The sequence below is a fragment of the Halobacillus litoralis genome (genome assembly GCF_009856445.1).
GTDB classification, from domain to species: Bacteria; Bacillota; Bacilli; order Bacillales; family Halobacillaceae; genus Halobacillus; species Halobacillus litoralis.
Genome location: NZ_WMFA01000003.1, coordinates 239,990 through 264,080 on the forward strand (window position 1 = coordinate 239,990; position 24,091 = coordinate 264,080).

General features: G+C 44.6%; 24 protein-coding genes and 1 pseudogene. 15 read left to right on the forward strand and 10 right to left on the reverse strand.

The annotated features are described in order from the left end of the window. Positions 1–8 precede the first annotated feature (8 nt). The 10 genes from GLW00_RS11595 to GLW00_RS11640 all read left to right on the forward strand — a co-directional run bounded on the left by GLW00_RS11595 (position 9) and on the right by GLW00_RS11640 (position 8,696). Positions 9–587, forward strand: a complete 579-nt coding sequence (locus GLW00_RS11595) for a TetR/AcrR family transcriptional regulator (protein WP_160914209.1) — start codon at positions 9–11, stop codon at positions 585–587. Next, positions 577–1,449 (forward strand): 3-hydroxyacyl-CoA dehydrogenase family protein, encoded by an 873-nt coding sequence (locus GLW00_RS11600; RefSeq protein ID WP_160914211.1) that lies wholly within the window; start codon positions 577–579, stop codon positions 1,447–1,449. Before GLW00_RS11595 ends, GLW00_RS11600 begins: the two co-directional genes overlap by 11 nt. A 12-nt stretch (positions 1,450–1,461) precedes the next feature. Beyond that, complete coding sequence (locus GLW00_RS11605; RefSeq protein WP_160914213.1) at positions 1,462–1,860, forward strand: acyl-CoA thioesterase; 399 nt, start codon at positions 1,462–1,464, stop codon at positions 1,858–1,860. An 11-nt stretch (positions 1,861–1,871) separates the two neighbouring features. Next, positions 1,872–2,933 carry a phosphotransferase family protein gene (locus GLW00_RS11610; protein WP_160914215.1) on the forward strand — a complete coding sequence of 354 codons (1,062 nt, stop codon included), beginning with the start codon at positions 1,872–1,874 and terminating at the stop codon, positions 2,931–2,933. Position 2,934: 1 nt separating this feature from the next. After that, positions 2,935–3,678, forward strand: coding sequence for a 2-phosphosulfolactate phosphatase (locus tag GLW00_RS11615; protein ID WP_160914217.1), 744 nt, complete (start codon positions 2,935–2,937; stop codon positions 3,676–3,678). Beyond that, positions 3,659–5,419, forward strand: coding sequence for an acyl-CoA dehydrogenase FadE (locus GLW00_RS11620; RefSeq protein ID WP_160914218.1), 1,761 nt, complete (start codon positions 3,659–3,661; stop codon positions 5,417–5,419). The genes GLW00_RS11615 and GLW00_RS11620 overlap by 20 nt, the downstream gene beginning before the upstream one ends. 17 nt (positions 5,420–5,436) lie before the next feature. Further along, on the forward strand, positions 5,437–6,222 hold the full coding sequence (locus GLW00_RS11625) for an enoyl-CoA hydratase/isomerase family protein (protein WP_160914220.1): 786 nt from the start codon (positions 5,437–5,439) through the stop codon (positions 6,220–6,222). A gap of 11 nt (positions 6,223–6,233) precedes the next feature. Beyond that, entirely contained in the window at positions 6,234–7,208 is a 975-nt protein-coding gene (locus GLW00_RS11630) for a quinone oxidoreductase family protein (protein ID WP_160914223.1), read from the forward strand. 103 nt (positions 7,209–7,311) lie between these two features. Beyond that, the gene (locus tag GLW00_RS11635; RefSeq protein ID WP_160914225.1) at positions 7,312–7,869 is read left to right on the forward strand and encodes a GNAT family N-acetyltransferase; all 558 of its coding nucleotides are present in this window, start codon (positions 7,312–7,314) and stop codon (positions 7,867–7,869) included. Beyond that, positions 7,866–8,696 carry a protein phosphatase 2C domain-containing protein gene (locus tag GLW00_RS11640; protein ID WP_160914227.1) on the forward strand — a complete coding sequence of 277 codons (831 nt, stop codon included), beginning with the start codon at positions 7,866–7,868 and terminating at the stop codon, positions 8,694–8,696. Before GLW00_RS11635 ends, GLW00_RS11640 begins: the two co-directional genes overlap by 4 nt. A 24-nt stretch (positions 8,697–8,720) precedes the next feature. On the opposite strand, the gene GLW00_RS11645 is transcribed toward GLW00_RS11640, so the two are convergent. The 5 genes and pseudogenes from GLW00_RS11645 to pxpB all read right to left on the reverse strand — a co-directional run bounded on the left by GLW00_RS11645 (position 8,721) and on the right by pxpB (position 13,819). Then, positions 8,721–9,383: an O-methyltransferase gene (locus GLW00_RS11645; RefSeq protein WP_160914228.1), complete on the reverse strand. Its 663-nt coding sequence runs from the start codon at positions 9,381–9,383 to the stop codon at positions 8,721–8,723. A gap of 696 nt (positions 9,384–10,079) precedes the next feature. Further along, positions 10,080–11,270, reverse strand: a pseudogene (locus GLW00_RS11650) (NRAMP family divalent metal transporter). Between the two features lie 51 nt (positions 11,271–11,321). Beyond that, positions 11,322–12,095, reverse strand: coding sequence for a LamB/YcsF family protein (locus GLW00_RS11655; protein WP_160914230.1), 774 nt, complete (start codon positions 12,093–12,095; stop codon positions 11,322–11,324). A 12-nt stretch (positions 12,096–12,107) separates the two neighbouring features. Beyond that, a complete protein-coding gene (locus tag GLW00_RS11660) occupies positions 12,108–13,109 on the reverse strand; it encodes a 5-oxoprolinase subunit C family protein (protein ID WP_160914232.1) in 1,002 nt (333 codons plus the stop codon). Beyond that, on the reverse strand, positions 13,106–13,819 hold the full coding sequence (gene pxpB / locus GLW00_RS11665; protein ID WP_237417487.1) for a 5-oxoprolinase subunit PxpB: 714 nt from the start codon (positions 13,817–13,819) through the stop codon (positions 13,106–13,108). Before pxpB ends, GLW00_RS11660 begins: the two co-directional genes overlap by 4 nt. 255 nt (positions 13,820–14,074) lie before the next feature. On the opposite strand from pxpB, the gene GLW00_RS11670 reads away from it, so the two are divergent. The 3 genes from GLW00_RS11670 (at position 14,075) to GLW00_RS11680 (ending at position 15,740) form a co-directional block, all read left to right on the forward strand. Then, the gene (locus GLW00_RS11670) at positions 14,075–14,542 is read left to right on the forward strand and encodes a DUF2188 domain-containing protein (RefSeq protein WP_160914236.1); all 468 of its coding nucleotides are present in this window, start codon (positions 14,075–14,077) and stop codon (positions 14,540–14,542) included. 62 nt (positions 14,543–14,604) lie between these two features. Beyond that, on the forward strand, positions 14,605–14,817 hold the full coding sequence (locus GLW00_RS20680) for a DUF2188 domain-containing protein (protein WP_160914238.1): 213 nt from the start codon (positions 14,605–14,607) through the stop codon (positions 14,815–14,817). Between the two features lie 728 nt (positions 14,818–15,545). After that, positions 15,546–15,740: a YwbE family protein gene (locus GLW00_RS11680; RefSeq protein WP_160914240.1), complete on the forward strand. Its 195-nt coding sequence runs from the start codon at positions 15,546–15,548 to the stop codon at positions 15,738–15,740. 78 nt (positions 15,741–15,818) lie between these two features. On the opposite strand, the gene GLW00_RS11685 is transcribed toward GLW00_RS11680, so the two are convergent. From GLW00_RS11685 to GLW00_RS11705, 5 genes are all read right to left on the reverse strand, one after another. Continuing rightward, complete coding sequence (locus GLW00_RS11685) at positions 15,819–16,217, reverse strand: hypothetical protein (RefSeq protein ID WP_160914242.1); 399 nt, start codon at positions 16,215–16,217, stop codon at positions 15,819–15,821. Positions 16,218–16,644: 427 nt separating this feature from the next. Further along, positions 16,645–17,640 carry an NADPH:quinone oxidoreductase family protein gene (locus GLW00_RS11690; RefSeq protein ID WP_160914244.1) on the reverse strand — a complete coding sequence of 332 codons (996 nt, stop codon included), beginning with the start codon at positions 17,638–17,640 and terminating at the stop codon, positions 16,645–16,647. A 21-nt stretch (positions 17,641–17,661) separates the two neighbouring features. Further along, on the reverse strand, positions 17,662–17,853 hold the full coding sequence (locus GLW00_RS11695; RefSeq protein WP_160914246.1) for a hypothetical protein: 192 nt from the start codon (positions 17,851–17,853) through the stop codon (positions 17,662–17,664). Positions 17,854–17,965: 112 nt separating this feature from the next. After that, a complete protein-coding gene (locus GLW00_RS11700; RefSeq protein ID WP_237417488.1) occupies positions 17,966–18,607 on the reverse strand; it encodes a hypothetical protein in 642 nt (213 codons plus the stop codon). 60 nt (positions 18,608–18,667) lie between these two features. Continuing rightward, positions 18,668–20,686: a sigma 54-interacting transcriptional regulator gene (locus tag GLW00_RS11705; protein ID WP_160914247.1), complete on the reverse strand. Its 2,019-nt coding sequence runs from the start codon at positions 20,684–20,686 to the stop codon at positions 18,668–18,670. Positions 20,687–20,849: 163 nt separating this feature from the next. Between GLW00_RS11705 and yfcC the strand changes: the two genes are divergently transcribed. Both yfcC and iadA read left to right on the forward strand, forming a co-directional pair. Further along, the gene (yfcC, locus tag GLW00_RS11710; protein WP_160914249.1) at positions 20,850–22,346 is read left to right on the forward strand and encodes a putative basic amino acid antiporter YfcC; all 1,497 of its coding nucleotides are present in this window, start codon (positions 20,850–20,852) and stop codon (positions 22,344–22,346) included. 27 nt (positions 22,347–22,373) lie between these two features. Further along, the gene (gene iadA, locus GLW00_RS11715; protein WP_160914251.1) at positions 22,374–23,540 is read left to right on the forward strand and encodes a beta-aspartyl-peptidase; all 1,167 of its coding nucleotides are present in this window, start codon (positions 22,374–22,376) and stop codon (positions 23,538–23,540) included. The last annotated feature ends 551 nt before the right edge of the window (positions 23,541–24,091 follow it).

Genomic DNA, 24,091 nt, shown 5'->3' on the forward strand with positions numbered 1-24,091 from the left:
GGGTAGACATGAAAGAAAAAATGATGGACACAATTATAGAGTTATTCGGTAAAAAGGGGTTCCAGGCCACTTCCATTCAGGACATTGTCGAAGCGAACGGGGTGACGAAGGGGACATTTTATTATTATTTCAAGAACAAAGAAGATGTGCTCGTTCATATCCACCAATCGTTTATTGACCACCTGCTGGACGGACAAGAGAAAATCATGACAAACGAAGATCTGTCAAACTCTAAAAAGTTGTACCAAATTGTAGAATTGTTAATCAGCAATATCCGAACAAACGGTCATAGTGCCCTTGTGTTTTTTCAAGAAATGAGACACCTGAGTGAAGAAAAGACAGCCATCATTCTTCCAAAGAGGCAACAATTCCAGGAAAACATACAGAAAGTGCTGGGGGAAGGGATGGAGGCAGGCGAGTTCAAAAAAGACTTGCGTGCAGATATGTTGTCTTATGCAGTTCTTGGAATGGCGAACTGGAGTTATTTTTGGTACGAGCCGGATGGTGAAGTGGATGAAAAGTCTTTGACTGATTTATATATGCGGTTGATTTTTAAAGGAATCGAGGAGGATACTCATGACGATTGAAAAGTTAGCGGTGATCGGAGCAGGCAGCATGGGGCACCAGATTGCCATGCTTGGTGCATTAGCTGGATATGAAACAAAGCTACAGGATATCAGTCAGGAATCATTGGAAAAGGCAGAAATGAAGCTTTCAGGAATTATGGACAAGTGGGTGAAAAAAGATAAAATCTCCAATGAGATGCGTGAAGAAGCTTTTACCCGCCTTCATTTCACCACAGAAATGGAACAAGCGGTTTCAGATGCCGACCTTGTCATTGAAGCTGTCGTAGAAAAGCTGGATGTAAAGCGAGAAGTGTTCGCGAAACTGGATGAGCATGCACCTTCCCATACGATTTTTGCAACTAACTCATCGACCATCGTCAGTTCATTGATAGCTGACGCAACCTCAAGGCCGGATAAGGTGTGCAACATGCACTTTTTCTTCCCTCCACTTGTCATGGACTGTGTGGAAGTCGTCAAAGGCGAACATACGTCAGAAGAAACGGCTGCTGTGGCCATGAAGGTATGTGAAGAGATGAACCGGACCGCGGTTCTATTGCAAAAAGAAATCTCAGGATTTATCGCTAATCGAATTTTATTCGCGATCCAAAAAGAAGCGATGAGCTTGTATGAGGGGGGATACGCGGATTATGAAGATATCGATAAAATCGTTAAAAAGGCGTTGAACCATCCAATCGGACCGTTTGAACTGATGGATTTGTCAGGGATCGATGTAGGCTATTATGTGATGGAGCAACAGTTTAAGGAGACAGGCGACCCCAGAGACCGGCCATCTAAAACATTGGAAGAGAAAATGAAAGCAGGGGAGCTTGGCCGAAAAACAGGGAAGGGTTTTTATACCTATGAGAACCCTGTTAAAAGTTGAGGAGGAGAACAAATGCATGAAATGGAAGTGAACGTCAGGTTTTGTGAAACCGATTTATTAGGGCATGTGAATAACAATAACTTTTTTGTCTATATGGAGGATGCGCGCATTCGATTTTTTAATGATCTTGCGCTTGTAGGAGATGATTGGAACTTTATCCTTGCTTCGACGAAATGTGATTTCATCAAGCAGGTGTATTTTAATCAGACGTTGATCATTCGGAGCCATGTCGTGAAAGTTGGGCGCTCCAGTTTCCATTTAGAGCAGGACATGTTTGAAAAGGAATCAGGGGAACTTGCGGCCAAGGGCTTGTCGGTTATTGTTCAATTCGACTTTGAACAACAGCAGAGTGTCGCCCTGACCTCTGATATGAAAGAAACCTTGTCATCTTATCAAATGGTTCCAAAATAAGGGGGTTCTACATGGTTTATACAGAAGATACAAGGCCTGTCCGTCAAGGGGAAGAATTGGACGTAAAGAAGCTTGAACGTTATTTGAGACAACAGTTAGATATGCCTTCAGGTGATATTCAAATCAGGCAGTTCGGGGCGGGGCATTCCAATTTGACCTACGAACTTTCAGTGGGAGAAGAGTGGAAAGCGGTCTTACGCCGCCCTCCTATGGGGCCGGTGGCTCCAAAGGCACATGACATGGAACGTGAATTCAAGGTTCTTCAATCTTTACATCCCGTTTATCCTTTAGCACCGAAACCCTATCTCTATGAATCTGGCAATCTGATTGGCCACCCTTTTTTTCTGATGGAACGCAGAGAGGGGCTCGTATTTGATCACACCTACCCTGAAGGTGTTCAAGCGACAGAAGAGCTAGGTAGGAAGCTATCAGAAACCATGGTCGACCGGCTAGCAGAGCTTCATTCACTGGATTATCGGAACACTCCTTTGAAAGATATGGTCAAGCCTGAAGGATTTATGGATAGACAAGTGCACGGATGGATTAAGCGGTACGAGAAAGCGAGAACGGATGATGTCGTTTCCGGAGAGCGCTTGAAAAAGTGGCTGGTCGGAAATATTCCAGAATCCAAAGATGTTTCCATCATTCATTATGATTACAAGTTGAATAATGCCATGTTCAGTAAGGAAGATCCTTCGCGGATGGTAGGTTTGTTTGATTGGGAAATGACCACCGTGGGTGATCCGATGGCTGATGTTGGTGCTGCCATGAGTTATTGGATTCAAAAAAACGACCCCGAACTTTTGAAAACGGGACTGGGGAAACCGCCGCTTACCGTTCAGAAAGGATTCTTTACAAGAGATGAATTCATTCACCGCTATGCTGAAAAAAGTGGTAGAGGCGTAGATGATATCGACTTCTATTTGACCTTCGCCTATTTCAAACTGGCAGGAATCGTTCAGCAAATCTACTATCGCTATAAAAATGGACAAACCGAGGATCCCAGGTTTGCTGGTATGCACGTCTTCGTCAATCAGTTGATCCGACATGCGGAAGAAACTGCAGGCCTTTAGCATGGGGGATGTCCAAGTCATTTTTAAGAAAGAAGATATCCTTCCGGAAGAACTGAGAGGGAAAGTCGTTGTCGTCTTTGATGTCTTATTCGCCACATCGACCATTACGGCTGCTATTGCAGATGGTGCGACCAGTGTCATTCCTGTATTCAGCCCGGATGAAGCTCGGAAAAAAGCGGAACAATTCAATGACCCTTTCGTTATGGCTGGGGAAGATAAAGGAAGAAGGATTGAGGGGTTCGAACCTCCATTAAGAACTTATTTGAAGTCGATCATCAAGGATAAGCATCTGATTTTGACGACGACAAACGGAACGATCGCGTTACATCAATCCAGACAAGCCTCTTCTCTATATGCCTCTTCACTACTAAACAATCCAGCGATGGCAGCTCATATGGCAGAACGCCATATAGAAGATGATGTCGTGCTCGTTTGTGCAGGGTCAAGCGGAAAATTTACGGTCGAAGACTTTTATGGTGTCGGCAGTTTAGTCTATCACATGCAAAAGAAGGGGAAGTGGAGGCTTTCCGATGAAGCCGTTACAGCTCTTGGTTTTTATAAGGGAAGTGGTGCTGCAAAGGAATTATTAAGGACCTGCAGGATTGGGAAATTGCTCGTAAATGCCGGGCTTGATCCACAAGAGATTGATTTTGTTGCTGACGAAGGTCTATTTGAATCTATACTAACGTATGACCGTGTAAGCGGACAAATCAAGGAGGGTAAAAATGCAACCAGTTCAGCATAATGTTCGAGGTGGGGAGTTTTTGATTTCGGAAGTCTCAGAGGAGTCAGTGTTTACACCGGAGGATCGTACAGATGAGCATAAGATGATAGCTGCCACTGCTCGACAATTTATTACCCAGGAAATACACCCGAATAGGAATCGAATTGAAGGCGGAGATTTTGATTTTGTATCGGAAAAAATGCGTAAAGCAGGAGATTTAGGGCTGCTTGGCCACAGCATTCCCGAAAACTATGGGGGACTGGGGTTAGATAAGGTCAGTAAAGGGATCGTCGGTGAAGCATTGGGAAATGCGAGTGGATATAGTGTTGCCCATTCGAATCATACGTGTATTGCTACGTTACCGATCACTTACTTTGGAACAAAGCAGCAAAAAGAAAAATATTTGCCTAAACTCGCATCAGGAGAGTACATAGGGGCTTATTGTCTAACAGAGCCAGAAGCAGGGTCAGACGCTCTTTCCGCAAGAACGACCGCTGTGCTGAATGAAACAGGTAACCAATATCTATTGAACGGTACCAAGATTTATATCACCAATGCTGCTTTTTCTGACACGTTTATCGTGTATGCGAAAGTAGACGGAGAGCATTTTACCGCTTTCATTGTCGAGAAAGACTTCCCTGGCCTTTCCATCGGACCGGAAGAACAGAAGATGGGAATTAAAGGTTCTTCGACATGTTCTGTCGTGATGGAAGATTGCGAGGTTCCTGCTGAAAACTTGCTAGGAGAAGTTGGTAAGGGACATCTGATTGCTTTGAACGTTTTGAATTTGGGGCGTTTCAATTTAGGTTTTGCCACGATGGGAGCGGCGAAATATAGTTTTCAGTTAGCCATTACCCATGTGAAAGAACGGAAACAATTTAAAAAAAGCATTGCTGAATTTCCGGCAACCAAGGAAAAACTCGCATCGATGGCCGCGCAAATCTATGGAACAGAGTCTCTGCTTTACCGGACCGCTGGTCATATTGAAGCTTCTCTTCACGGCCACTACGATTCAGAGGATCAACGGGCAACGGCTAAGGTGATGAATGAGCATAAGCTTGAAGCTGCAATTTGTAAGGTCACGGGTTCAGAAACGCTTGACGAAGTGGTAGATGAAGCGTTGCAGTTGCATGGAGGAGCGGGGTTCATCAAGGAATACCCGATTGAACAAGCCTATCGTGATTCTAGAATTAATCGAATCTTTGAAGGAACGAATGAAATCAACCGTCTGTTAATTCCAGGTGCCTTTTTTCAGAAAGCAGCTAAAGAGGAATTTGACGCAGCATCCCTGATGGAAAAGGCGGAGTATTCACTTAAAAATGGCGGATATAAACAATCGGACCCTTGTAAAGAAGTTGTCGCTCTCATGAAGGATCTGTACCTTGTCTGCGGGGGAACGGCTTATCGCATGTATGGAAAATCCATACAGGGTGAGCAGGAAATATTAATGAAGCTCGCTGATCTTGCTATAGATATATATCGTGTCGAGTCTGCGGTCTTAAGGACAACAAAAGCGGAACATGCGAAAGATCCAAGCCTTCCACTAAAAGAAATGATGACCTATACGTTAATTGAACAGTCCGCATTGAACGTCCAGCGCACCCTTACCCAACTCTTGTCCACCTTGCTGCAAGGGGAGGAACGTGTTCAAACGTTACGTCATATCCCCGTGCTATTGAGTGAGTACCAATGGGAAGGAGCGGTGGAAAGAAACCGTCAACTTGCCGATCGAATGATTGCAGCCGGTCAGTATGTATCATAAAAAAGGAGATGATCGAAATGAAACTAGGAAATGATCACTTGAGTGTGGATATAAAAGGGCCCGTATTATCCTGTGTACTGAACAGGCCGGATGCCTTGAATGCTTTTTCGGATCAAATGATTATCGGGCTCCAGAATGCCCTTGATGAAGCTGAACGTAATGATGATGTGAAAGTTGTGGTTCTATCAGGTGCCGGGAGGTCTTTTTCCGCTGGTGGAGATGTCAAATCCATGGGGACAGCTGATGCGCAGCATTTATATGACCACGTTGGGGAATTGAATCGATTGATTTTGAAAATTAAAGATTTAGCCAAACCAGTGGTCGCGGTGGTTCATGGATATGCAGCAGGGGCTGGTTTTAACCTAGCCCTTGCCTGTGATCAGATTCTGGCAGGGGAAGAAAGTAAGTTTGTTCTAAGCTTTGCTCAAGTCGGACTTGTTGCGGACGGTGGCGGACATTACTTTTTATCCAGGTTGCTTGGCCCTTACCGGACGAAAGAACTTCTCTTCCGTGCAGAACCTATCCCTGTTGAAACAGCTGCCGAATGGGGACTTGTGAATCGTGTGATTCCACTAGCTGATTTAGAAGAGGAGGCCATGAACTATGCTCTTGCTCTTTCTAAAGGACCGGGCAGAGCCATGGGGATGATGAAAAAAATCGTGGATCAGGCCGATCGCTCGGACTTAGCTACAATACTTGAACAGGAGAGAATCACGCAGACGATGATGGTTTCAACGGAAGATCACAAAGAAGGCGTACAGGCATTCAAGGAAAAGCGCAAACCTAATTTCGTAGGGAAATGAGGAGGATGACAATGAAAGCCATACAGTTCAAGGAATATGGAGGCCCTTCTGTATTAGAAAAAGTGGATGTCGATCGTCCAGAGCTTGAAGCGGGCGAAGTCCTCCTCAAGGTTCATGCTATCGGGGTGAACTATGCGGACACAGCAAGACGTGAAGGGGCGTATGTTGTACCTACCCCTCTTCCTTTTATTCCCGGAGCGGAGGTAGCCGGGGTTGTAGAAGAAGTTGGTGAAGGGGTAACCCGGGTCTCTAAGGGAGATCGTGTTGTGACTCTCGTTGGTTCAGGAGGCTATGCGGAATATGTGAAAACGAAGGAGAGCACTTTAATTCCTATTCCGGAAGAAGTGACAGATGAAACGGCTGTTGCTCTCCCCTTACAAGGGTTAACCGCTTATCATATCCTTACAACAATGGGGAGGCTTGAAAAAGGGGAAACCGTCCTCGTCCATGCAGCGGCCGGCGGGGTTGGTTCTCTCGCCGTGCAACTCGCCAAACATTTCGGCGCAGGAAAAGTGATCGCAACAGCAAGCTCAGAAGAAAAATTGAAGCTTGCCCGCGATTTAGGGGCTGATCATGCGATCAATTACACCCATTCGAATTGGCGTGAGGAAGTGTTGGAGGCAACGGATGGAAGAGGTGTAGATGTGGCTCTTGAAATGGCAGGAGGCGATATCTTTCACGAGACCGTCAAATGTATGAGAGCATTCGGAAGAGTGGTTGTTTATGGGGTAGCCAGTGGAGAGCCAGCTCAAATGTACCCCTCTGGATTAATGAACCGGAACTTATCGGTTATCGGATTCTTCCTGCCACAGATTATGAAAAAACCCGTCCTTTTTGAAAAGAGCTTGAATCACTTGTTGAAAATGATCAAGTCGGGAGATTTGAAGTTAACCGTTGGCGGGGTGTTTCATTTAGAAGAAGCGGCTCATGTGCATGAAGTCATGCAAGCTAGAAAAACAAAAGGAAAGCTGGTATTAAAGCCATAAATACAAAAGTACGACAGACTTGTTCTGTCGTACTTTTTTTGCAGGAACAAGGAAGGATGTTGTCGAATACAAATGACCACAGATGAAAAGGGGGAGAAGACTAATGTTTGAACACAGAATCGATGACGAGTTATCACTGAAGATGGTTGACCACCGCGACGCGGAAGAGCTGTTTGAGTTATCGGATCGTTCCAGGGATCACATACAGGCATGGCTTCCATGGATCCATTTCACGAAAGAGGTCGAAGATACAAGAAATTACATAAAGATGAGCTTACGCCGTTATGCGGAAAATAACGGTCTGACTGTTTGTGTACTTTACAAGGGGGAAATTGCCGGTGTCGTTGATTTTCATGAGATCGATGAGAAAAACAATGTGACCAGCATCGGGTACTGGATGGGAGCTGATTACAAAGGAAAGGGGCTCCTTACACGATCATGTGAAGTGTTGTTCGACTATGCGTTTGAAACGATGGGGATGAACCGCATTGAAATTCGAGCGGCATCTAAAAATAAAAAGAGCCGGGGAGTACCGGAGAGGCTGGGTTTCAAGCAGGAAGGTGTCATCCGGCAGGCAGCCCGACTTTATGAAGAATATACAGATCATGTGGTATATGGAATGTTAAAAGAGGATTGGGTGAAAAGGGAGGGGATCAATTGAATGTCACCTCTGTAGAACATATTCAAAAAAAGAGCCCGGTAAAAAAGGAATGTGAAGATGCCTTTGTTTTAAACTCACAGGCTGGTATTTATGGCGTTTTGGATGGAGCTACTCCCCTTGTCTGTTTTGAAGATGAAGCAGGCCATAATGGAGCCTACCTTGCTGCGCAAATTTTCAAAGCTAAATTGGATCAGTTAAGCGGTGGGGAAGGATTAGCTCAAGCGGTAGAAAAAGCGAATATCCATCTGCGGGAAGAGATGGAAAAGTACGCAGTACAAACAGATCTCGGCGAAGAACGCTGGTCCACATGCGTGGCTGCAGTTGAAATCATGAATGACCATATTCAATATGTGCAGCTGGGAGACTCTATGATCCTCATAGAGGATGAAGAGGGTAGGTTTACTGTCCTCACATCGGACTCTGTAAAAGGAATTAGTGAAAGGGCCAAGCAAAAACGTGCAGAAGGAAGAAAGGCTGGGGAGGAAATCCCTCCTGAGAGTTATTATGATATACGGATGAATAAGCTCCGCTATAACCGACGGCTCGCAAATGTGGAAGGCGGCTATACTGTTGCCAATGGTATGCCCGAAGTGATGGACTGCCTTGATCAGGGAACGATAAGTAGAAGAGGGGTTCGCAGCCTCTTACTGATATCTGATGGACTCTTCCATCCGAAACTCTCTCTTGAAGAGATCTATCATAGAATTCGGGAAGTAGGATTGGAAGCTTATGTTCAGGAATTGACGGAGCACTTAAATAAACATGCTCTCCATATTGATGACAGAACAGCAGTCTGGATCAAATTAAAAGAAGTGCCTCCATTATAATGGAGGCACTTCTTGTTGGGGCGCTCAAGTAACGACGGCCAGAACGAAACCGTCATATCCTTTGTTTCCTACTGTCTGAAAGGCTGTGGAATCCAGGTTTGGATGGTTATTTAGTAAGTCAAACATCTCTCGTATACCTATAATACTCTTATCTTTGCTTTCCGAATCAAGCAGTCTTCCATCTCGAACAACATTGTCTACTAAAATCGTTGTTCCGGGCTTAGATAATGTAAGGGCTTCTTTGATATAGCGGGGGTTATTATTCTTATCTGCATCGATAAAAATGAAATCAAAGGGTTCACGCCCTTCCAAAGTAGGCAAGGAATCTAGTGCGGGGCCGACAATCACTTCTACTTTATCTTTCGCACCCGCCATTTCGAGATTGTTTGAAGCCACTTCCGCGTGCTTCGGATTGAATTCGAGTGTGGTGATATGACCATCTTCAGGTAGGGCTTTTGCCATCCAGATCGTGCTGTATCCACCGAGTGTACCGATTTCTAATACATGTTTTGCGGCTTTCATTTTTACGAACAGCTGAAGCATCTTTCCCTGGATAGCGGACACGTCAATAGAAGGGAGTCCTGCTTCTTCATTTGCCTTTAGCACATTTTCCATGACAGGATCTGAGGGAATTAACTGATCGATAAAGTATTGATCCACTTGCTTCCAAGTTTCCGGATTACTCAACCAAACCACTCCTTATGTATAGGTTTCTTCCAGTGTAATCCTCATCTAATAAAAACTCGAGCAAAAAGGTACTTTATATCACTAATTCCTTATTAAAGTAAATGGCAGGTTTCTTGAAGACTCAGTTTCGAGATGTTTGGGGGCTTCGTTTGCCATATTTGGAGTCAGGGGTGGCTGGGAAGCTACTCGCTTTCCTGTGGGGGAGTGCCGAGCTTCCTCGGGCTACGCCCTGCGGGATCTCGCCGATCTCCTTTCTCCCACGGGAGTCTCGCAGCTTCCCAGCCACCCCATACGATAAAAGTGAGAAACGAACCCCTTTGCCCAGTATGAGTGTCTTTCACAGATCCTGAATCTTTAGTGAGAAAGCGCTCTATAACAGGCTTTATCATTCAAAATGTTGTAGGAGAATCCATGTTTCTTCACTTTCCTTAGGAGTAAAAGCTTCCCTTTCCTGGAAGTGGTTTCGAGATACTTATATGGCAAAGGGGCGGAGGGGAATGGCGAGACTCCTGCGGGAAAAAAGTGCTTGGTGAGACCCCACAGGACGTAGTCCGAGGAGGCTCACCGCGCTCCCGCGGAAAGCGAGCTATTCCCCGCAGCCCCCGTCCACTCAACAAAAGTCTCGAAACTGAGTCTTCAAGAAGAGGGAGCTTTACTGATAAAAAAAGAGCTCAGGTGGCCTGAGCTCTTTGGGGGTTAACCGAATAGTCTTGGAATGCCTTGGATGAGTGACATGCCGCCCATGTAGGACATGGCGATGACAATCAATACACCGAAAATGGTCAACCATAGCGGGTGCTTGTAATCCCCGACAATCTTTTGTTTATACGCGGCTACCAGCATGACACCCAGCGCAATAGGGAGGATCAAACCATTTAACGAGCCAACAAGAATCAGCACTTTGACAGGTTCACCAACTGAAACGAAGACGGTCGTTGAGATGACGATAAACGCGACTATGAACCATTTGTGGTGCTTGTTGATTGTTTTATTGAAAGTACGAATAAATGAAACGGATGTATAAGCAGCTCCGACTACAGAAGTTACAGCAGCGGCCCACATGATGACACCAAAGATTTTGTATCCGACATTTCCGGCAGCTGCCTGGAAGACGGAAGCTGGCGGGTTTTCAGGGTTCAGTGTGAAACCTGAGGCTACAACACCTAAAGAAGCAAGGAAAAGAAAGATTCTCATGACAGAAGCAATCCCAATCGCAGACACGGAACTTTTTGTGACTTGCGGGAGTGCTTCTTTTCCTTTTACCCCTGCATCTAAAAGACGGTGGCCCCCGGCGAAGGTAATGTATCCGCCAACGGTTCCGCTGACGAGGGTAATGATGGCTAGAAAATCAATCGTATCAGGAACGAATGTTTTCGTGATTGCTTCTCCAACAGGTGGCTGAGCAGAGAACATAACGAAAATCGTCAATGCAATCATGATAAATCCTGCAATCTGTGCGAATCGGTCCATGACTTTACCGGCTTCCCGTACGAGGAAGACGGCAACGGCGACGATCCCGCTGAATAATGCTCCCATTTCAGGTGAAATTCCGAAGAGGACATTGGTACCAAGGCCGGCGCCTGCGATATTTCCAATATTAAAGGCTAAACCACCCGCGACTATGAGTACTGATAAAAATACTCCGAGACCAGGGAGGAGACTGTTAGCGATATCCTGAGCTGGTTTTTCCGACACCGCAATGATTCGTCATATATTCAGTTGAGCTCCGATATCTATAATTATGGAGATTAAGATGACAAATCCAAAACTTGCTGCGAGTTGTTGAGTGAAGTGAGTCGTTTGTGTCAGAAAGCCAGGACCGATGGCGGATGTTGCCATCAGGAAAGCGGCTCCTAACAGGAGACTTCTTGTCGATTGTTCCTTCATGGGGTAGCTCCTTTGCTAGGGTTTATTGTGTTGTATGATTCCTGTGTATTCTTATTTTGTGATAAATTGTCCGATGGATTGAAGGGTGATCTCTGATTCTTTCAATGCTTTAGTAATATAATTGGCGAAATCAATAGCGCTTGCACCATCACCATGAATACAAATGGTTTGTACATCAATAGCGATATCCGTGTCCTGAACTGTCCGGACTTTGTTGTCTTTTATCATGCGGATGACTTGTTCGACGGCTTGCTCGTGATCAGTAATGAGTGCGTTTGGATCTCTTCGTGAAGTCAGAGATCCATCTGATTGATAGGTGCGATCGGAGAATACTTCACTGGCTGTTTTAAGTCCTTGCTCATGTCCAGCTTTTACGAGTTCACTTCCAGCAAGCCCGAAGAGTATTAGTTCTGGGTCCACATCATAAACGGCTTTGGCTATAGCTTGTGCTAACTGTTGATTCTTTGCAGCCATGTTAAACAGAGCACCGTGAGGTTTAACGTGTTGTAAGCGTCCCCCTTCTGTATCCACAAACCCTTTCAGGGCACCGATTTGATAGACAACCATATCATAAGCTTCTTCTTCAGAAATATCCATTGGGCGTCGTCCGAATCCTGCTAGATCCGGCAAGCCTGGGTGGGCACCGATTCCGACATCATGCGCCAACGCCATCTGAACCGTTTTTTTCATAATGGTTGGATCCCCGGCGTGGTATCCGCAAGCGATATTCGCGGATGTTACATATTTCATGATTTCTTCGTCACGGCCGATGGTGTAGCGACCAAAGCTCTCTCCCATATCACAATTTAAGTCGACGGTATGCATGGTATCTCCTCCTTAACGAAATTTCGTGGCAATCCCTCTTTGCAGCTGTTTGAAATGGTTTTCTTTTTCTAAAAGGAGGCGTTGAGCTTCCTCGTGAGTAATTGGTGTGAAGTTGATCTTTTCTCCCGGTCGCATTTGTGCGATTCTTGGTAAATCGACCGAAGCTACTTGTCCGATTTTTGGATAACCACCAGTGGTTTGGTGATCCGCTAGTAGTAAAATCGGATTTCCATCTGGGGGCACTTGAATGGTCCCGAACGTAACAGCTTCTGAGATGATATCTTTCTTATTTTTAAGACTCAAGGCTGCACCGTTTAAACGGTAGCCCATGCGGTCTGATTTCGAATCAATTTTAAATGCATCTTTGAGAAAATGTTCTTTACTCTGTTCTGTGAATAAATCAAATTCACGGCCTTGCATGACTCGGATCGGCTGGTCATTCTTCGTATAATTAGTGAACTCAGGACCGACGAACCAAGAAGCCTCATTAAAAGATGTAGCTTTGTCCGCAGGTTTGAGTTGCTCATTCGAATATTGAGGTTGAGAACCAGGCACACCAAAACGAAGTTGGTCTCCTTTTTCTAATATCCTTCCGTCGAAACCTCCCATGTTTGCACGCAGATATGTCGAGGAGCTCCCCATGACCTTCTCCACTTGGAATCCGCCGGAAATGGATAGATAGCATCTGAAGCCTTTTTTTGGTTGACCGAAGCGGAGCTCGCTTCCTTTTTTTATGTACAAAGGTTTCCAAGTGGAAACACTGTCACCATCAATCATAGGCGTAAGGTTTCCTCCGCAAATAGCAATGAAAGCATCTTGTTGGAATTCAAGAACAGGCCCCATGAGTGTAATCTCCATGGTCGCTGCCTCGTCAGAATTTCCGACTAGGAGGTTTGCAATTCGGTGGGCCTGGTGATCCATGGCTCCACTTACGATGACGCCATCCTTTTGATAGCCGTACCTTCCTAAATCTTGAATGGTGGTCATCAGTCCTGGTTTCAATACCGATATCATTGGTCCTCCTCCTTTAGTCGTGAATATTCTGCTTCACTTATCCGTTTGAAGTGAATGCGGTCTCCGGCCTGGAGGAGTGAAGGGGATTCCCTATCCGGTTCAAAAAGTTTGAGTGGGGTTCGGCCGATCAGCTGCCATCCCCCGGGAGTTTCAATAGGATAAACCCCGGTTTGCTCTCCTGCAATGCCTACAGAGCCGGAAGGAATCGAAAGCCTTGGATCGTCACGACGGGGAGCAGCAATTTTTTTATCCATCCCTCCGATATAAGGAAAACCAGGAGCGAATCCTATCATATACACAAGGTAATCTCCCTTCATGTGGGCGTCTATGACTTCTTCTTCGCTCATACTGTTGTGTGACGCGACAAAAGAGAGATCTGGTCCCCATTCTCCTCCGTAACACACCGGTATTTCTATGGTTCTCCCCTCAGAATGATGGGAAGACGTTTGAGATAATAAATCTAAGACCTTCGTACGTGCCCATTCATAAGGGAGCAGCTCTTGTGAACGCAGTTGTTTAGCTATGTAGTAGGGGTTATAAAGAATGGTGAGAGTAGAAAAAGCCGGAATGTATTCAATCATCCAGTCGGGCTTTTGCTTTTCTAGATGTGCGGCAGCCTGACGTACCTGTTGATTTGTCTCCTCATTGATAGCTTCTCCAAAATCAATAAGAAGTGCCTGATCTCCTAGAGGATGGATACTTATATTCAAGAAAATACCTCCTATGCACTTAAAAAGTAATGTGCCCAACAACCATAGCGAATGGATGTCCATGGCTTTTTGTGAACGAACCGTCTAATTTTGGTAAGAAAATATCAAAGTATGTCATTTTTTCTAACTTATCGACGTTAATATCGTATCTTATTTTTTCTCCTGTTTCAATTCGACGAAGGTCCCCGATTCGTTTAAAACGGTGTTAATGAAGGGAATAACCATGTTAATAAACCAATGAGGAGGACGACTGAAATGCCATGGGATACAGATGATTATCCAAGCTCTTTTAAAAACCTGGATACACCAATTAGAAAAAAAGCAATTGATATAGCGAACGCTATTATTGATGAAGGGTATAAAGAGGGACAGGCCATCCCTATAGCTACAGAGCAAGCAAAAGAATGGTATGAAAATGCCGATGAAAAAGAAGTGAATCGGATGAAGCAAATGAGCGATAAAAACCTGAAAACAAGGGACGAGGATGGAAGGCAGGGCGAGAGTCGCCCGGAACTCTTGGAGAAGGGTCAGCATGTAGTCGCTCATGAAGAAGGATGGGCGGTAAAAGCGGAAGATGCGAAGCAGGCATCCGATGTCTTTGATAAAAAGCAGGAAGCCATTGACCGAGCGAAAGAGATTGCTGAAAATAAAGGTACACAGGTAGTCATCCACAAGAAGGATGGAAGTATACAGGAAAAAATGTCAATGAATGGAGAAAATTAGGTTTATACCTTTTCGTGACCGGATATATAGCCTATATAATCATTATCAAGGAGGAATTCAAAGTGGCTGAAAGCAGAAATCAAGCAGAACATGTAGTTTCTCATGAAGAAGGTTGGGCTGTAAAAGCAGAAGGTGCGGAACAACCGACGAAGGTGTACGAAAACAAACAGGATGCGATTGACCGAGCAAAAGAAATCGCTCAAAACAAAGGGACTTCAGCGGTTATCCATACCAAAGAAGGTAAGATTCAAAATCAATACGACTACAGCAGTTAAGACAAAAAAAGCACTCTCAAACGAGTGCTTTTTTTATGCTTCTCCTTATAAGAAGAAGTAAATATTCAACTAAATGGCAGTTTTCTTGAAGACTCAGTTTCGAGATTCTTGTGAGAGTTTAGGGCTCCGGGAAAAGGTTCGCTTTCCATGGGGCGGGCGGTGAGCCTCCTCAGGCTACGCCTTCCGGGGTCTCACCTGTCCCACACGTCCCATAGGAGTCTCACCGTTTCCCTCCGCCCCTTTACCATGGAATAGATTCTCGAAACCAACACTAAAAGGCAGCTCTTATGATTTTGATAGGCAGATTATAGAACCCCTGCACTTAAAAATAAGGTTCTAATCCTTCCCACCTATAGGCAGGCAAAAAGGGCTTTGTATCAAGCGATTACGCATTCTAAACGTCCATTGGATAGAGTACATATTATCCATTTCTTATAAACATATAAGCTAATTTTCTAAGTAGTGTTTTCGAGAATCTTCCTTGGCAAAGGGGCGGAGGGGAATGGCGAGACTCCTGCGGGAAAAAAGTGCTTGGTGAGACCCCACAGGACGCAGTCCGAGGAGGCTCACCGCGCTCCCGCGGAAAGCGAGCTATTCCCCGCAGCCCCCATCCACCTAACAAAAGTCTCGAAACTGAGTCTTCAACTAAAGGGAGCTTTAGTGGAATAAGTGTGTGCGGGGGAATTGTGATAAAATACGGAGGAGACTGAATGTGGAGGTTCCAAAAAATGAATGGACAAAAAAGAAGCGACATTAAAATAGGAGCAGAAGTAGAGATCGTCCTGAAAAAAGACCAACGAACAGGAGCATTGACCAGCGGGAGAGTGAAGGATATTCTCACAAAGTCTCCAAACCATCCTCACGGAATAAAAGTACGTCTGGAAGACGGTCAAGTCGGTCGAGTAAAAAACATACATTCCTAAAAACAGCTCAATGAAATAAGAAAGAGCCCATGCAAAAGCATAGGCTCTTTGAATTTATAAAGGGAAATTAAAGTAGAATTACATACGACTTTTTTGTTCTTTAAAATTTCTATATGGCATTTCAATTGTAAAAAAAGCGCCGTCTTCATCTTCTGTGACGTCAAGAATCGTGTACTCTGCCCCGAAGATTTGTTCCATAGCATAGTCAGCGTTATCAAAGGGCTCGCCGTCTATGGAAAATCCAGATTGGAGCAATGTATGACGGTCTTCTTCTGTGAACTTGCTGATTTCATTGAGTTCAACCATAGGACGGACAAGTGTGTCTCCCTCTGGCTCATCAAGAAAATCGTAGGAAATTTGTAGGTTCACCAAATTCTGTGCTTCACCGAGCATTTTTAGTACGATCGTTTTGAACTCTGATAAGTCCATAAGAAAGCGGACATCTTCCGGTTCAATATGTTCTAAGTAGCGTGACATTTCATAAGCCTCCTTCTATACTTCTATGGCTTATATTACCATGAAGGCACCTCTTTAAACCCATGGAAATTGGAAAAGCGAGAAGGGCGGCCGCCCTTCTCGCTTTGTATACTTTCGGAAAATATCAAGTTTTACCTACTTGCTTTTCATGCAAGTTTTGTGGAACTTTGTCCATGTTATTGCCGCGGTTCAAAAATTCTACATGGTAGTTTTTGGCAACTTAAACGACGCAATCCCTACCTCTATTGCATCCTTACAGCTCCGAAGCTGATCCAGTGTGATTAAGTTGTATCAAAACGTAGCAGAATGCCAGTCTCATACAAATCACTCTTTTCTTTTCCGAGTTACCTTCTTTTGAAGGCACTATCAAATCATTATAAACTCTATATTTATAAATGTCAATAGCGTACGTTTTGGGGAACTACCATCAATTCACAAGTTTTACGATCGAGCGTCCGCGTGTTTTTCCTTGTAGAACATTCTCAATTGTTTCAGGGATTTCATTGAGAGTATGAACGGCTTTGATCCGATCGAAAAATTCTTTAATTTTTAAGTCATTAGCCATTCGGTGCCACACTTTTTTCCTTAGATCCATCGGGCAATTGACGGAATCAATGCCAATAAGACTAATACCCCTTAAGATAAATGGATAAACCTGTGTGGGAACTTTGGTACCTCCGGTTAATCCACTCACAGATGCTGCGCCGCCATACTTCAATTGACTAAGAAGGGAGGCGAGCTGTTCTCCTCCGACAGGATCAACAGCTCCAGCCCAGCGTCCGCTTGAAATTGCTCGGAGCTTCCCATCATAAACCTCTTCACGGGAAATGATTTTAGACGCTCCTAAGTCCTTTAAGTATTCTTCATGCTGAGGGCTTCCAGTGCTTGCTTCTACGGTATAGCCTCTCTTAGCGAGCATGGCAACCGCAATACTACCCACGCCGCCGGAAGCTCCGGTTACAAGGACAGGTCCCTGTTCGGGAGTCAGTCCGTTTTCTTCCAGTCGATGAAGGGAAAGGGCAGCGGTGAAACCAGCCGTCCCGTAAATCATCGCCTCTTCTGTTGTCAATCCATCGGGGAGGGGGACGATCCATTCGGCGGGGATACTTGCGTATTCACTATATCCACCGTGATGATTGACGCCGATTTCATAACTGGTAGCAATGACAGAGTCACCTTCTTTAAACTGGTTATTAGAAGAACGAACGACTTCTCCTGCCAAATCAATGCCTGGTATAATCGGATAATTTTTGACAAGGGGATTATCCGGCTGGGTAACCATCCCGTCTTTATAGTTGATGCTGGAATAATGGACTTTAATTAAAACATCGCCGGAAGGAAGGTCCGAGAAAGAAAGGTCTTGCACCGAACCTTGCACACCTTCTTCCGTCTGGTCGATTTTATATGCTTTGAACTTTGTCAACGTTTCACCTCATTTCTGCCTTTATGGACGAAGGTCCTCATCGTAATCTTCTTCTGTAACAGAGTCCTGCTTTGATTTTCTTCCTTTATCCTGTTCTCTTTCTTCTTTTTTTACTTCTTCATCTGGAATGCCGTCAATCAACTGTTCTTTTTTTAATTTTTCTTGGAAGCTTTGGTCGTTTTCAGATATTTTGTCTCGTTTTCGATCAGCCATCTCTTTCACCTCCAGAAAATGGGTATCCCGGTTATGATTCCTTTTTATAAAAGGTATTAAACGTTGATCTGGTATGAGAGGCATGAAAAAAAGCCACCATTTGATGGCGGCTTTATCTATCGGTGAATTTGCTCTTAATGGATTGGAAGAGCGAGCTCTGTATTAAGTAATCAAATGTTGTGCTGATCACTAGGCCGTGAATGATCACCCCGAGGATAGTGAAGATGACGATAATGATATGTCCTGCCATCGTTTCTGGTTCAAATCCAGATCTACCGAAGAAGGTGAGGGAGAGGATGGCGCTTAGCCAGGCATCTCCATAGCTGTCTAATTCGTTTTCAATTAAATTTAAGGGAATGATCAGAAGGAATACCAGAATAAAGGTTGCCCCGGTCACAGTTGAAAGATGCTGTCTTTTAAGGAAGCGGATGAAAGGCAACGTGTAGTACTTTGTGATGGACTTCAATCTTAAGAGATGAAGGATTCTTGCAAATCTTGCAAACTGAAAAATGGCATCGAGGGGAATGGCAGCGATGACGATGAAGGGGTGTTTTTTTATAAATCCCCATTTGCTGTCCGAGCGATACAAACGATAAAGAAAGTCAAGAAAGAAGATGGACCATGTCGTCCACACAATTACACTATTATAGCCGGTTTGCTGCCATATAGTGGCGACGGAAAGGGCTGCGAGAGCGACCATGAATATTTCATAGAACGTTTTGCTGGATTTTTTAGTTTGTAGTCCCATCGTCATGTCTCTCTCCCTGATTTTGTCGATTCGACACTATTATATCATTCTCTTAAATAGAGAACATTAACTAGGATGGATGTAATTAGCCCCAGCCTCTGTAATCTGTGTTCCTGCCCGGCCGCGTTTGATCGTCACAAAACCTCGTTCTTTTAAATCTGCCAACACTCTGCGAATCTGCTGTTCTGATAAAGAAATGGAACCTTCCTGATCAAGTTCTTCATAGATTTTCTTACGGCTTGCATTGATCATCGATTCATTCAACGACAGGACAATCTCTAAAACTTTTTTATTCAATCGATCATCCACCAGGCTAGTTGTTTCCCGCTTTATATTTTTCTTTGGCCTTTGGAAGAAATCTTCATCAGGAAGGTCATTAATCGTAATGGTGTCCCCCTCTGAAACTGTAAGAAGGTAGGATATTGTATTTTTTAATTCACGAATGTTTCCATACCAATCATAGCGCGTCAATTCTCCAAGCAATCCTTTCCCCAGCCCTTTATTAGGTGTGTGGTTTTCCAATAAAAACTGTTCCACAAGCGCAGGAATATCTGTCTTTCGTTCTCTTAGTGGAGGAACGGACACGTAGAGAACTTTAAGTCTGTGGTAAAGATCTTCTCTGAATTTCCCTTGTTCGATCAGTTGGAGTAAGTCCTTATTTGTGGCAGCAATGATTCTTACGTTGATTGGAATGGTTTTCGATCCTCCAATCTTACGAATTTCCATCTCTTGAATCACCCGCAATAAACGAGCTTGAAGCTTTAAACTGATATCTCCAATTTCATCGAGGAAGATGGTGCCGCCATCCGCCTGTTCAAACAACCCTTTTTTGCCACCTTTCTTAGCACCGGTAAAAGCCCCCTCTTCATAGCCGAAGAGTTCACTTTCCAATAAATCTTCAGGTAATGCACTGAAGTTCACGGCGAGGAAAGGTTCATAAAGGCGGTCGGACTCATGGTGGATGGCATGAGCGAACAGCTCTTTACCGGTGCCGCTTTCTCCGTGTATTAAAACAGGGAGGGGTGTCTTCGCAAGTTTATGTCCGATGGCTTTCGCTTTTTCAATCGTCGGGCTTTTCCCGATGATATCTTTGAAGGTGTACTTTGCGATATAGCCTGTTTTCAACAATTGTTTTCGCGCCGCCTTTTCCATCGTGATGGTTTCATCTGAGTTTTTGAAAATGAAGATTACGTTGTCACTTTCTTCCCATTGGACACGGTAAATCATGAGGTTGTAACCGTTTAAAGTAAAGTACAATCCTTCTTCCTGAGGGGTGGTCATGAACTTAAGGAGCTTCGGATCTTTGAATAATTGATGAACTGGCTTCCCCATGGCGTGTGTGTGTGATAAGCCACTGTATTCTTCTATGAAAGGATTGAAGACGGTAACTTTTTGATCAGCGTCGATTGCCATGACTCCATCATTCACTCCATCCACCACTTGCTGAAGATGTTGGTTTAAAAGTTCGGTTTGTTTATTCATTTCTGAGAGTTTTTTACTTAAATCGATGATTTTTCCTGTGTACCGATTTGAAATCACTCCTCCAAGCTTTTCTTTTAAGTGGAAGTGATCGAGAATTTCAATTAATGTCGTAATATCGATAAGGCGGACACCGATATCAATGATCTTCTCTACCGAAGGAGGAGCAAGGGTGACCTCGCCTGGAGTGATGGCAGTGGAGATGTCATATGTATTCTTCAGCCCTGGGTAATAAGCGGTGAAGGACAGGTGATCGATCCCCATCTTTTTTAATGTATCAATCGTTTCTTCTGCCATTTCGGATGTGTCATTGACACATAGAACCGAGGTTCCTTCTTCTAGTTCCAACAATCGTTCAATGTGCTGGTAATTAATTGTGCGTATGGCTGTTTTGCGGGGTGAGCCAGGAGCTATGAAAGGAGCGGCTTCCTTTTCAATTAAATAAGAGGAAAAGATGATTAAGTCATCACTGACTTGATTGGGAACATGTTCATCCACGGCATAGCTCTCAATATGGATGAATTCTCCTAAAATGTCTTCCAATTGTTCGTGTAGTGTCGCTTGTGTTTCTTTGGTTCCTGTTAGCAACGTTAATTGATTTTTCATCTTATCACCCTTCTTTTTGGTTCTTCTTGGGTTATATTATAACACCCAATTGTATCCTATTTTAGAAAAAGAGCCTCCTTTAAGGCGGAATTTTCAGAAAATGTTTTTGGCATAAAACTTGCATGTAAGAATAGTGGAAGGATCAGAAGGGGGAAAAAAACACATGGATAAGAAGCGGAAGAAGAAGTTTGAGATGCCTCATACGTATGTCATCATCTTTTTTGTTGTCCTATTTGCAGCTCTATTAACTTATTTAATACCTGCTGGAACATTCGAAACAGAAGAAGTGACGTACGACAAATCCGGCTCAGAGGAAACGCGAACCGTCCTGGTACCGGATAGTTTTTCAGTGGCTGACGAAACTGCTCAGCAAGGGACCAGTTTATTTGAACCATTCGGAGGAGCTGGTCTGTTAAATTACGTATTCGAAGGTTTAGTCTCAGGAGATAAGTGGGGGTCCGCTGTCGGAGTCGTTGCTTTTATACTGATTATCGGCGGGGCTTTTGGAATCATTATGAAAACTCGGGCCGTCGAAGAAGGCATTCTGTCGGTCATCGATCGGACAAAGGGGAAAGAAGTGCTAATCATTCCGATTATGTTCTTTTTATTTTCTTTGGGTGGCGCCGTTTTCGGAATGGGAGAAGAAGCCATTGCTTTTGCTATGATTCTAGTACCACTCGTAGTAGCGCTTGGATACGATGCCATTACTGGGATCATGATTACTTATGTAGCCACACAAATCGGGTTTGCGACATCTTGGATGAACCCTTTTGGAGTAGCCATTGCTCAAGGGGTTTCGGATGTGCCAGTACTTTCCGGGACGCCATTCAGGTTTACGATGTGGCTGATCTTTACGGCTATCGGTACGATTTATACATGGAAATATGCAAGTTCCGTAAAAAAAGACCCGACCCGGTCACTTGCTTATAAATCCGACCAGTACTTCAGGGATGATTTTGAGCAAAAGGATTTGAAAGTCAACTTCAAGTTTGGTCACGTACTGGTTATCTTGACCGTGGTCTTAGGAGTTGCTTGGATTATCTGGGGTGTTATTCAACATGCTTATTATATTCCAGAAATTGCAAGCCAGTTCTTTACCATAGGTCTTGTGGCAGGAATTATTGGTGTTATCTTCAAATTGAATCATATGAGAGTCAATGACATTGCAGAAGGGTTCGCTCAAGGAGCGAAAGATCTGCTTCCAGCTGCTTTGGTCGTAGGGATGGCTAAAGGGATTATTATTATTCTGGGAGGAGATGACCCGGCCTCAGCTTCTGTATTGAATACGGTTCTTCATTCAGCAGGGCAATTGTTTGATGGGGTGCCTGAGGTCATATCTGCATGGTTGATGTTCTTATTCCAATCGGTCTTCAACTTCTTTGTCGTATCAGGATCGGGGCAGGCGGCTCTGACGATGCCATTGATGGCGCCTTTAGCTGACATCGCAGGTGTGACGAGACAAGTAGCCGTCTTGGCTTTCCAATTGGGAGATGGATTAACAAACATTATTGTACCTACTTCTGCGGCGCTTATGGGCACACTGGGTGCGGCGCGACTGGACTGGTCCAACTGGTTCCGCTTTATCTTTAAATTTCAGTTGATGCTCTTCGGGCTAGCGTCCGTATTTATGATTGTCGCTGTTCTCATCAATTTCAATTAATTCAATGGCAAACAGGAGGTATGAGAAATGATCACTTTAATTAAACAGGCAACCGTATATGCTCCTGAGTTTTTAGGAGAACAAGATGTCCTGATCGCCGATGGGCGAATTGCAGATATACAGGACAATATAGACTTAAATGGGGAACAGGTGCACATCATTGATGCACAAGGGGAGGTGCTGACTCCTGGATTTATTGATGGCCACGTTCATATTACAGGGGGAGGGGGAGAAGGAAGTTTCCGGTCCCGCACGCCTGAGTTAACACTGACGGATGCGACGTTGAGCGGAGTAACGACCCTGGTTGGGGTCATCGGCACGGATGGGACGACCCGGACCATGACAAACCTCGTAGCTAAAGCGCGTGCTTTGAGAGAAGAAGGGATCACCTGCTATTGTCACACGGGTTCCTATCAAGTCCCTGTAAAAACATTAACAGGCAAGATTGAAGACGATATCCTTTTGATTGATCTGATTATCGGAGCGGGAGAAATCGCAATCTCAGATCACCGATCGTCTCAGCCTACGGTCGAGGAAATGGCGAAGATTGCTTCCGAGGCGCGAATTGGCGGGATGCTTTCCGGGAAAAAAGGGATTGTAAATGTTCATGTCGGAGATAGCCCTGATCAATTAAAACTTATAGAGAGAGTTATAGAGACGACTGATTTACCCATAACACAATTTTATCCGACACACATTAACCGCAATTCAGAACTTTTTGAAGCGGGCATCCAATATGCGAAAAAGGGAGGTTTCGTTGATTTCACTACGAGTACAATCCCGAAATTTTTAGAGGACGGAGAAGTGAAAAGTAGCGAAGCCCTGAAACGAATGCTCGATCAAGGAGTGCCGGTCGAGCAAATCACCTTTACTTCCGACGCCCAGGGGAGTCTCCCGGACTTCGATGATAAAGGCAACTTGATTGGTTTGAAAGTAGGTAAGGTTGCTTCGTTGTATGAAGCATTTCAAGATGCCGTTCTTGAGCAGAAGGTGAGCATGGAAGATGCCTTGAAGGTCATCACCCTTAACCCGGCTTCTATTTTAGGTCTTCCTGCCAAAGGAAAGCTAGAAACTGGGAGAGATGCCGATCTTGTCATGATGGATCCGGAGACACTGAAAATTTCACGGGTCATTGCTTTAGGCAGGGAAATGGTTAGAAATGGAGAACCTTTAGTTAAAGGAACATTCGAATAACGAAAAATACCCCCCTGTTCCGGAAGTTGAAGTTCCCACAGAACGGGGGGGTTATTTTTGCTCATTTTTATTAAACTATATGGCAGGTTTCTTGAAGACTCAGTTTCGAGTTGTTTGGGGGCTTCGTTTGCCATATTTGGAGTCAGGGGTGGCTGGGAAGCTACTCGTCTAGCTCCATCGCCCAGACACTCGCGTCATAAGCAGAACAGCAAAGGAATGAAAAGCACATTCCGTTGCTGTTCTGCTTATGCCAGTCGTGTCTACCAGGGCGATTCCGCATTTGAACACTTTCCTGTGGGGGAGTGCCGAGCTTCCTCGGGCTACGCCCTGCGGGATCTCGCCGATCTCCTTTCTCCCACGGGAGTCTCGCAGCTTCCCAGCCACCCCATTCGATAAAGGGGATAACGAACCCCTTTGCCAAGTTGGAAGGTCTTCCTCTATCCCGATTGTTGTAAGCATAAAACGCTCTGTATCAAGCTTTTAGGGTTCAATCACCCCGGCATGGGAGTTTCATGCTTATACTCCCATCAAACTGAAAAGCTGAAGATTGG

What these genes read in the sequence shown, in the direction of transcription:
- yfcC (WP_160914249.1), top strand. Translation starts at nt 20,850, where the DNA reads ATGGATAAGAAGCGGAAGAAGAAGTTTGAGATGCCTCATACGTATGTC.
- iadA (WP_160914251.1), top strand. Translation starts at nt 22,374, where the DNA reads ATGATCACTTTAATTAAACAGGCAACCGTATATGCTCCTGAGTTTTTA.
- GLW00_RS11620 (WP_160914218.1), top strand. Translation starts at nt 3,659, where the DNA reads ATGCAACCAGTTCAGCATAATGTTCGAGGTGGGGAGTTTTTGATTTCG.
- GLW00_RS11605 (WP_160914213.1), top strand. Translation starts at nt 1,462, where the DNA reads ATGCATGAAATGGAAGTGAACGTCAGGTTTTGTGAAACCGATTTATTA.
- GLW00_RS11700 (WP_237417488.1), bottom strand. Translation starts at nt 18,607, where the DNA reads ATGACGATGGGACTACAAACTAAAAAATCCAGCAAAACGTTCTATGAA.
- GLW00_RS11615 (WP_160914217.1), top strand. Translation starts at nt 2,935, where the DNA reads ATGGGGGATGTCCAAGTCATTTTTAAGAAAGAAGATATCCTTCCGGAA.
- GLW00_RS11600 (WP_160914211.1), top strand. Translation starts at nt 577, where the DNA reads ATGACGATTGAAAAGTTAGCGGTGATCGGAGCAGGCAGCATGGGGCAC.
- GLW00_RS11610 (WP_160914215.1), top strand. Translation starts at nt 1,872, where the DNA reads ATGGTTTATACAGAAGATACAAGGCCTGTCCGTCAAGGGGAAGAATTG.
- GLW00_RS11680 (WP_160914240.1), top strand. Translation starts at nt 15,546, where the DNA reads ATGAATGGACAAAAAAGAAGCGACATTAAAATAGGAGCAGAAGTAGAG.
- GLW00_RS11670 (WP_160914236.1), top strand. Translation starts at nt 14,075, where the DNA reads ATGCCATGGGATACAGATGATTATCCAAGCTCTTTTAAAAACCTGGAT.
- GLW00_RS11635 (WP_160914225.1), top strand. Translation starts at nt 7,312, where the DNA reads ATGTTTGAACACAGAATCGATGACGAGTTATCACTGAAGATGGTTGAC.
- GLW00_RS11705 (WP_160914247.1), bottom strand. Translation starts at nt 20,686, where the DNA reads ATGAAAAATCAATTAACGTTGCTAACAGGAACCAAAGAAACACAAGCG.
- GLW00_RS11685 (WP_160914242.1), bottom strand. Translation starts at nt 16,217, where the DNA reads ATGTCACGCTACTTAGAACATATTGAACCGGAAGATGTCCGCTTTCTT.
- GLW00_RS11655 (WP_160914230.1), bottom strand. Translation starts at nt 12,095, where the DNA reads ATGCATACCGTCGACTTAAATTGTGATATGGGAGAGAGCTTTGGTCGC.
- GLW00_RS11660 (WP_160914232.1), bottom strand. Translation starts at nt 13,109, where the DNA reads ATGATATCGGTATTGAAACCAGGACTGATGACCACCATTCAAGATTTA.
- GLW00_RS11695 (WP_160914246.1), bottom strand. Translation starts at nt 17,853, where the DNA reads ATGGCTGATCGAAAACGAGACAAAATATCTGAAAACGACCAAAGCTTC.
- GLW00_RS11595 (WP_160914209.1), top strand. Translation starts at nt 9, where the DNA reads ATGAAAGAAAAAATGATGGACACAATTATAGAGTTATTCGGTAAAAAG.
- GLW00_RS11625 (WP_160914220.1), top strand. Translation starts at nt 5,437, where the DNA reads ATGAAACTAGGAAATGATCACTTGAGTGTGGATATAAAAGGGCCCGTA.
- GLW00_RS11630 (WP_160914223.1), top strand. Translation starts at nt 6,234, where the DNA reads ATGAAAGCCATACAGTTCAAGGAATATGGAGGCCCTTCTGTATTAGAA.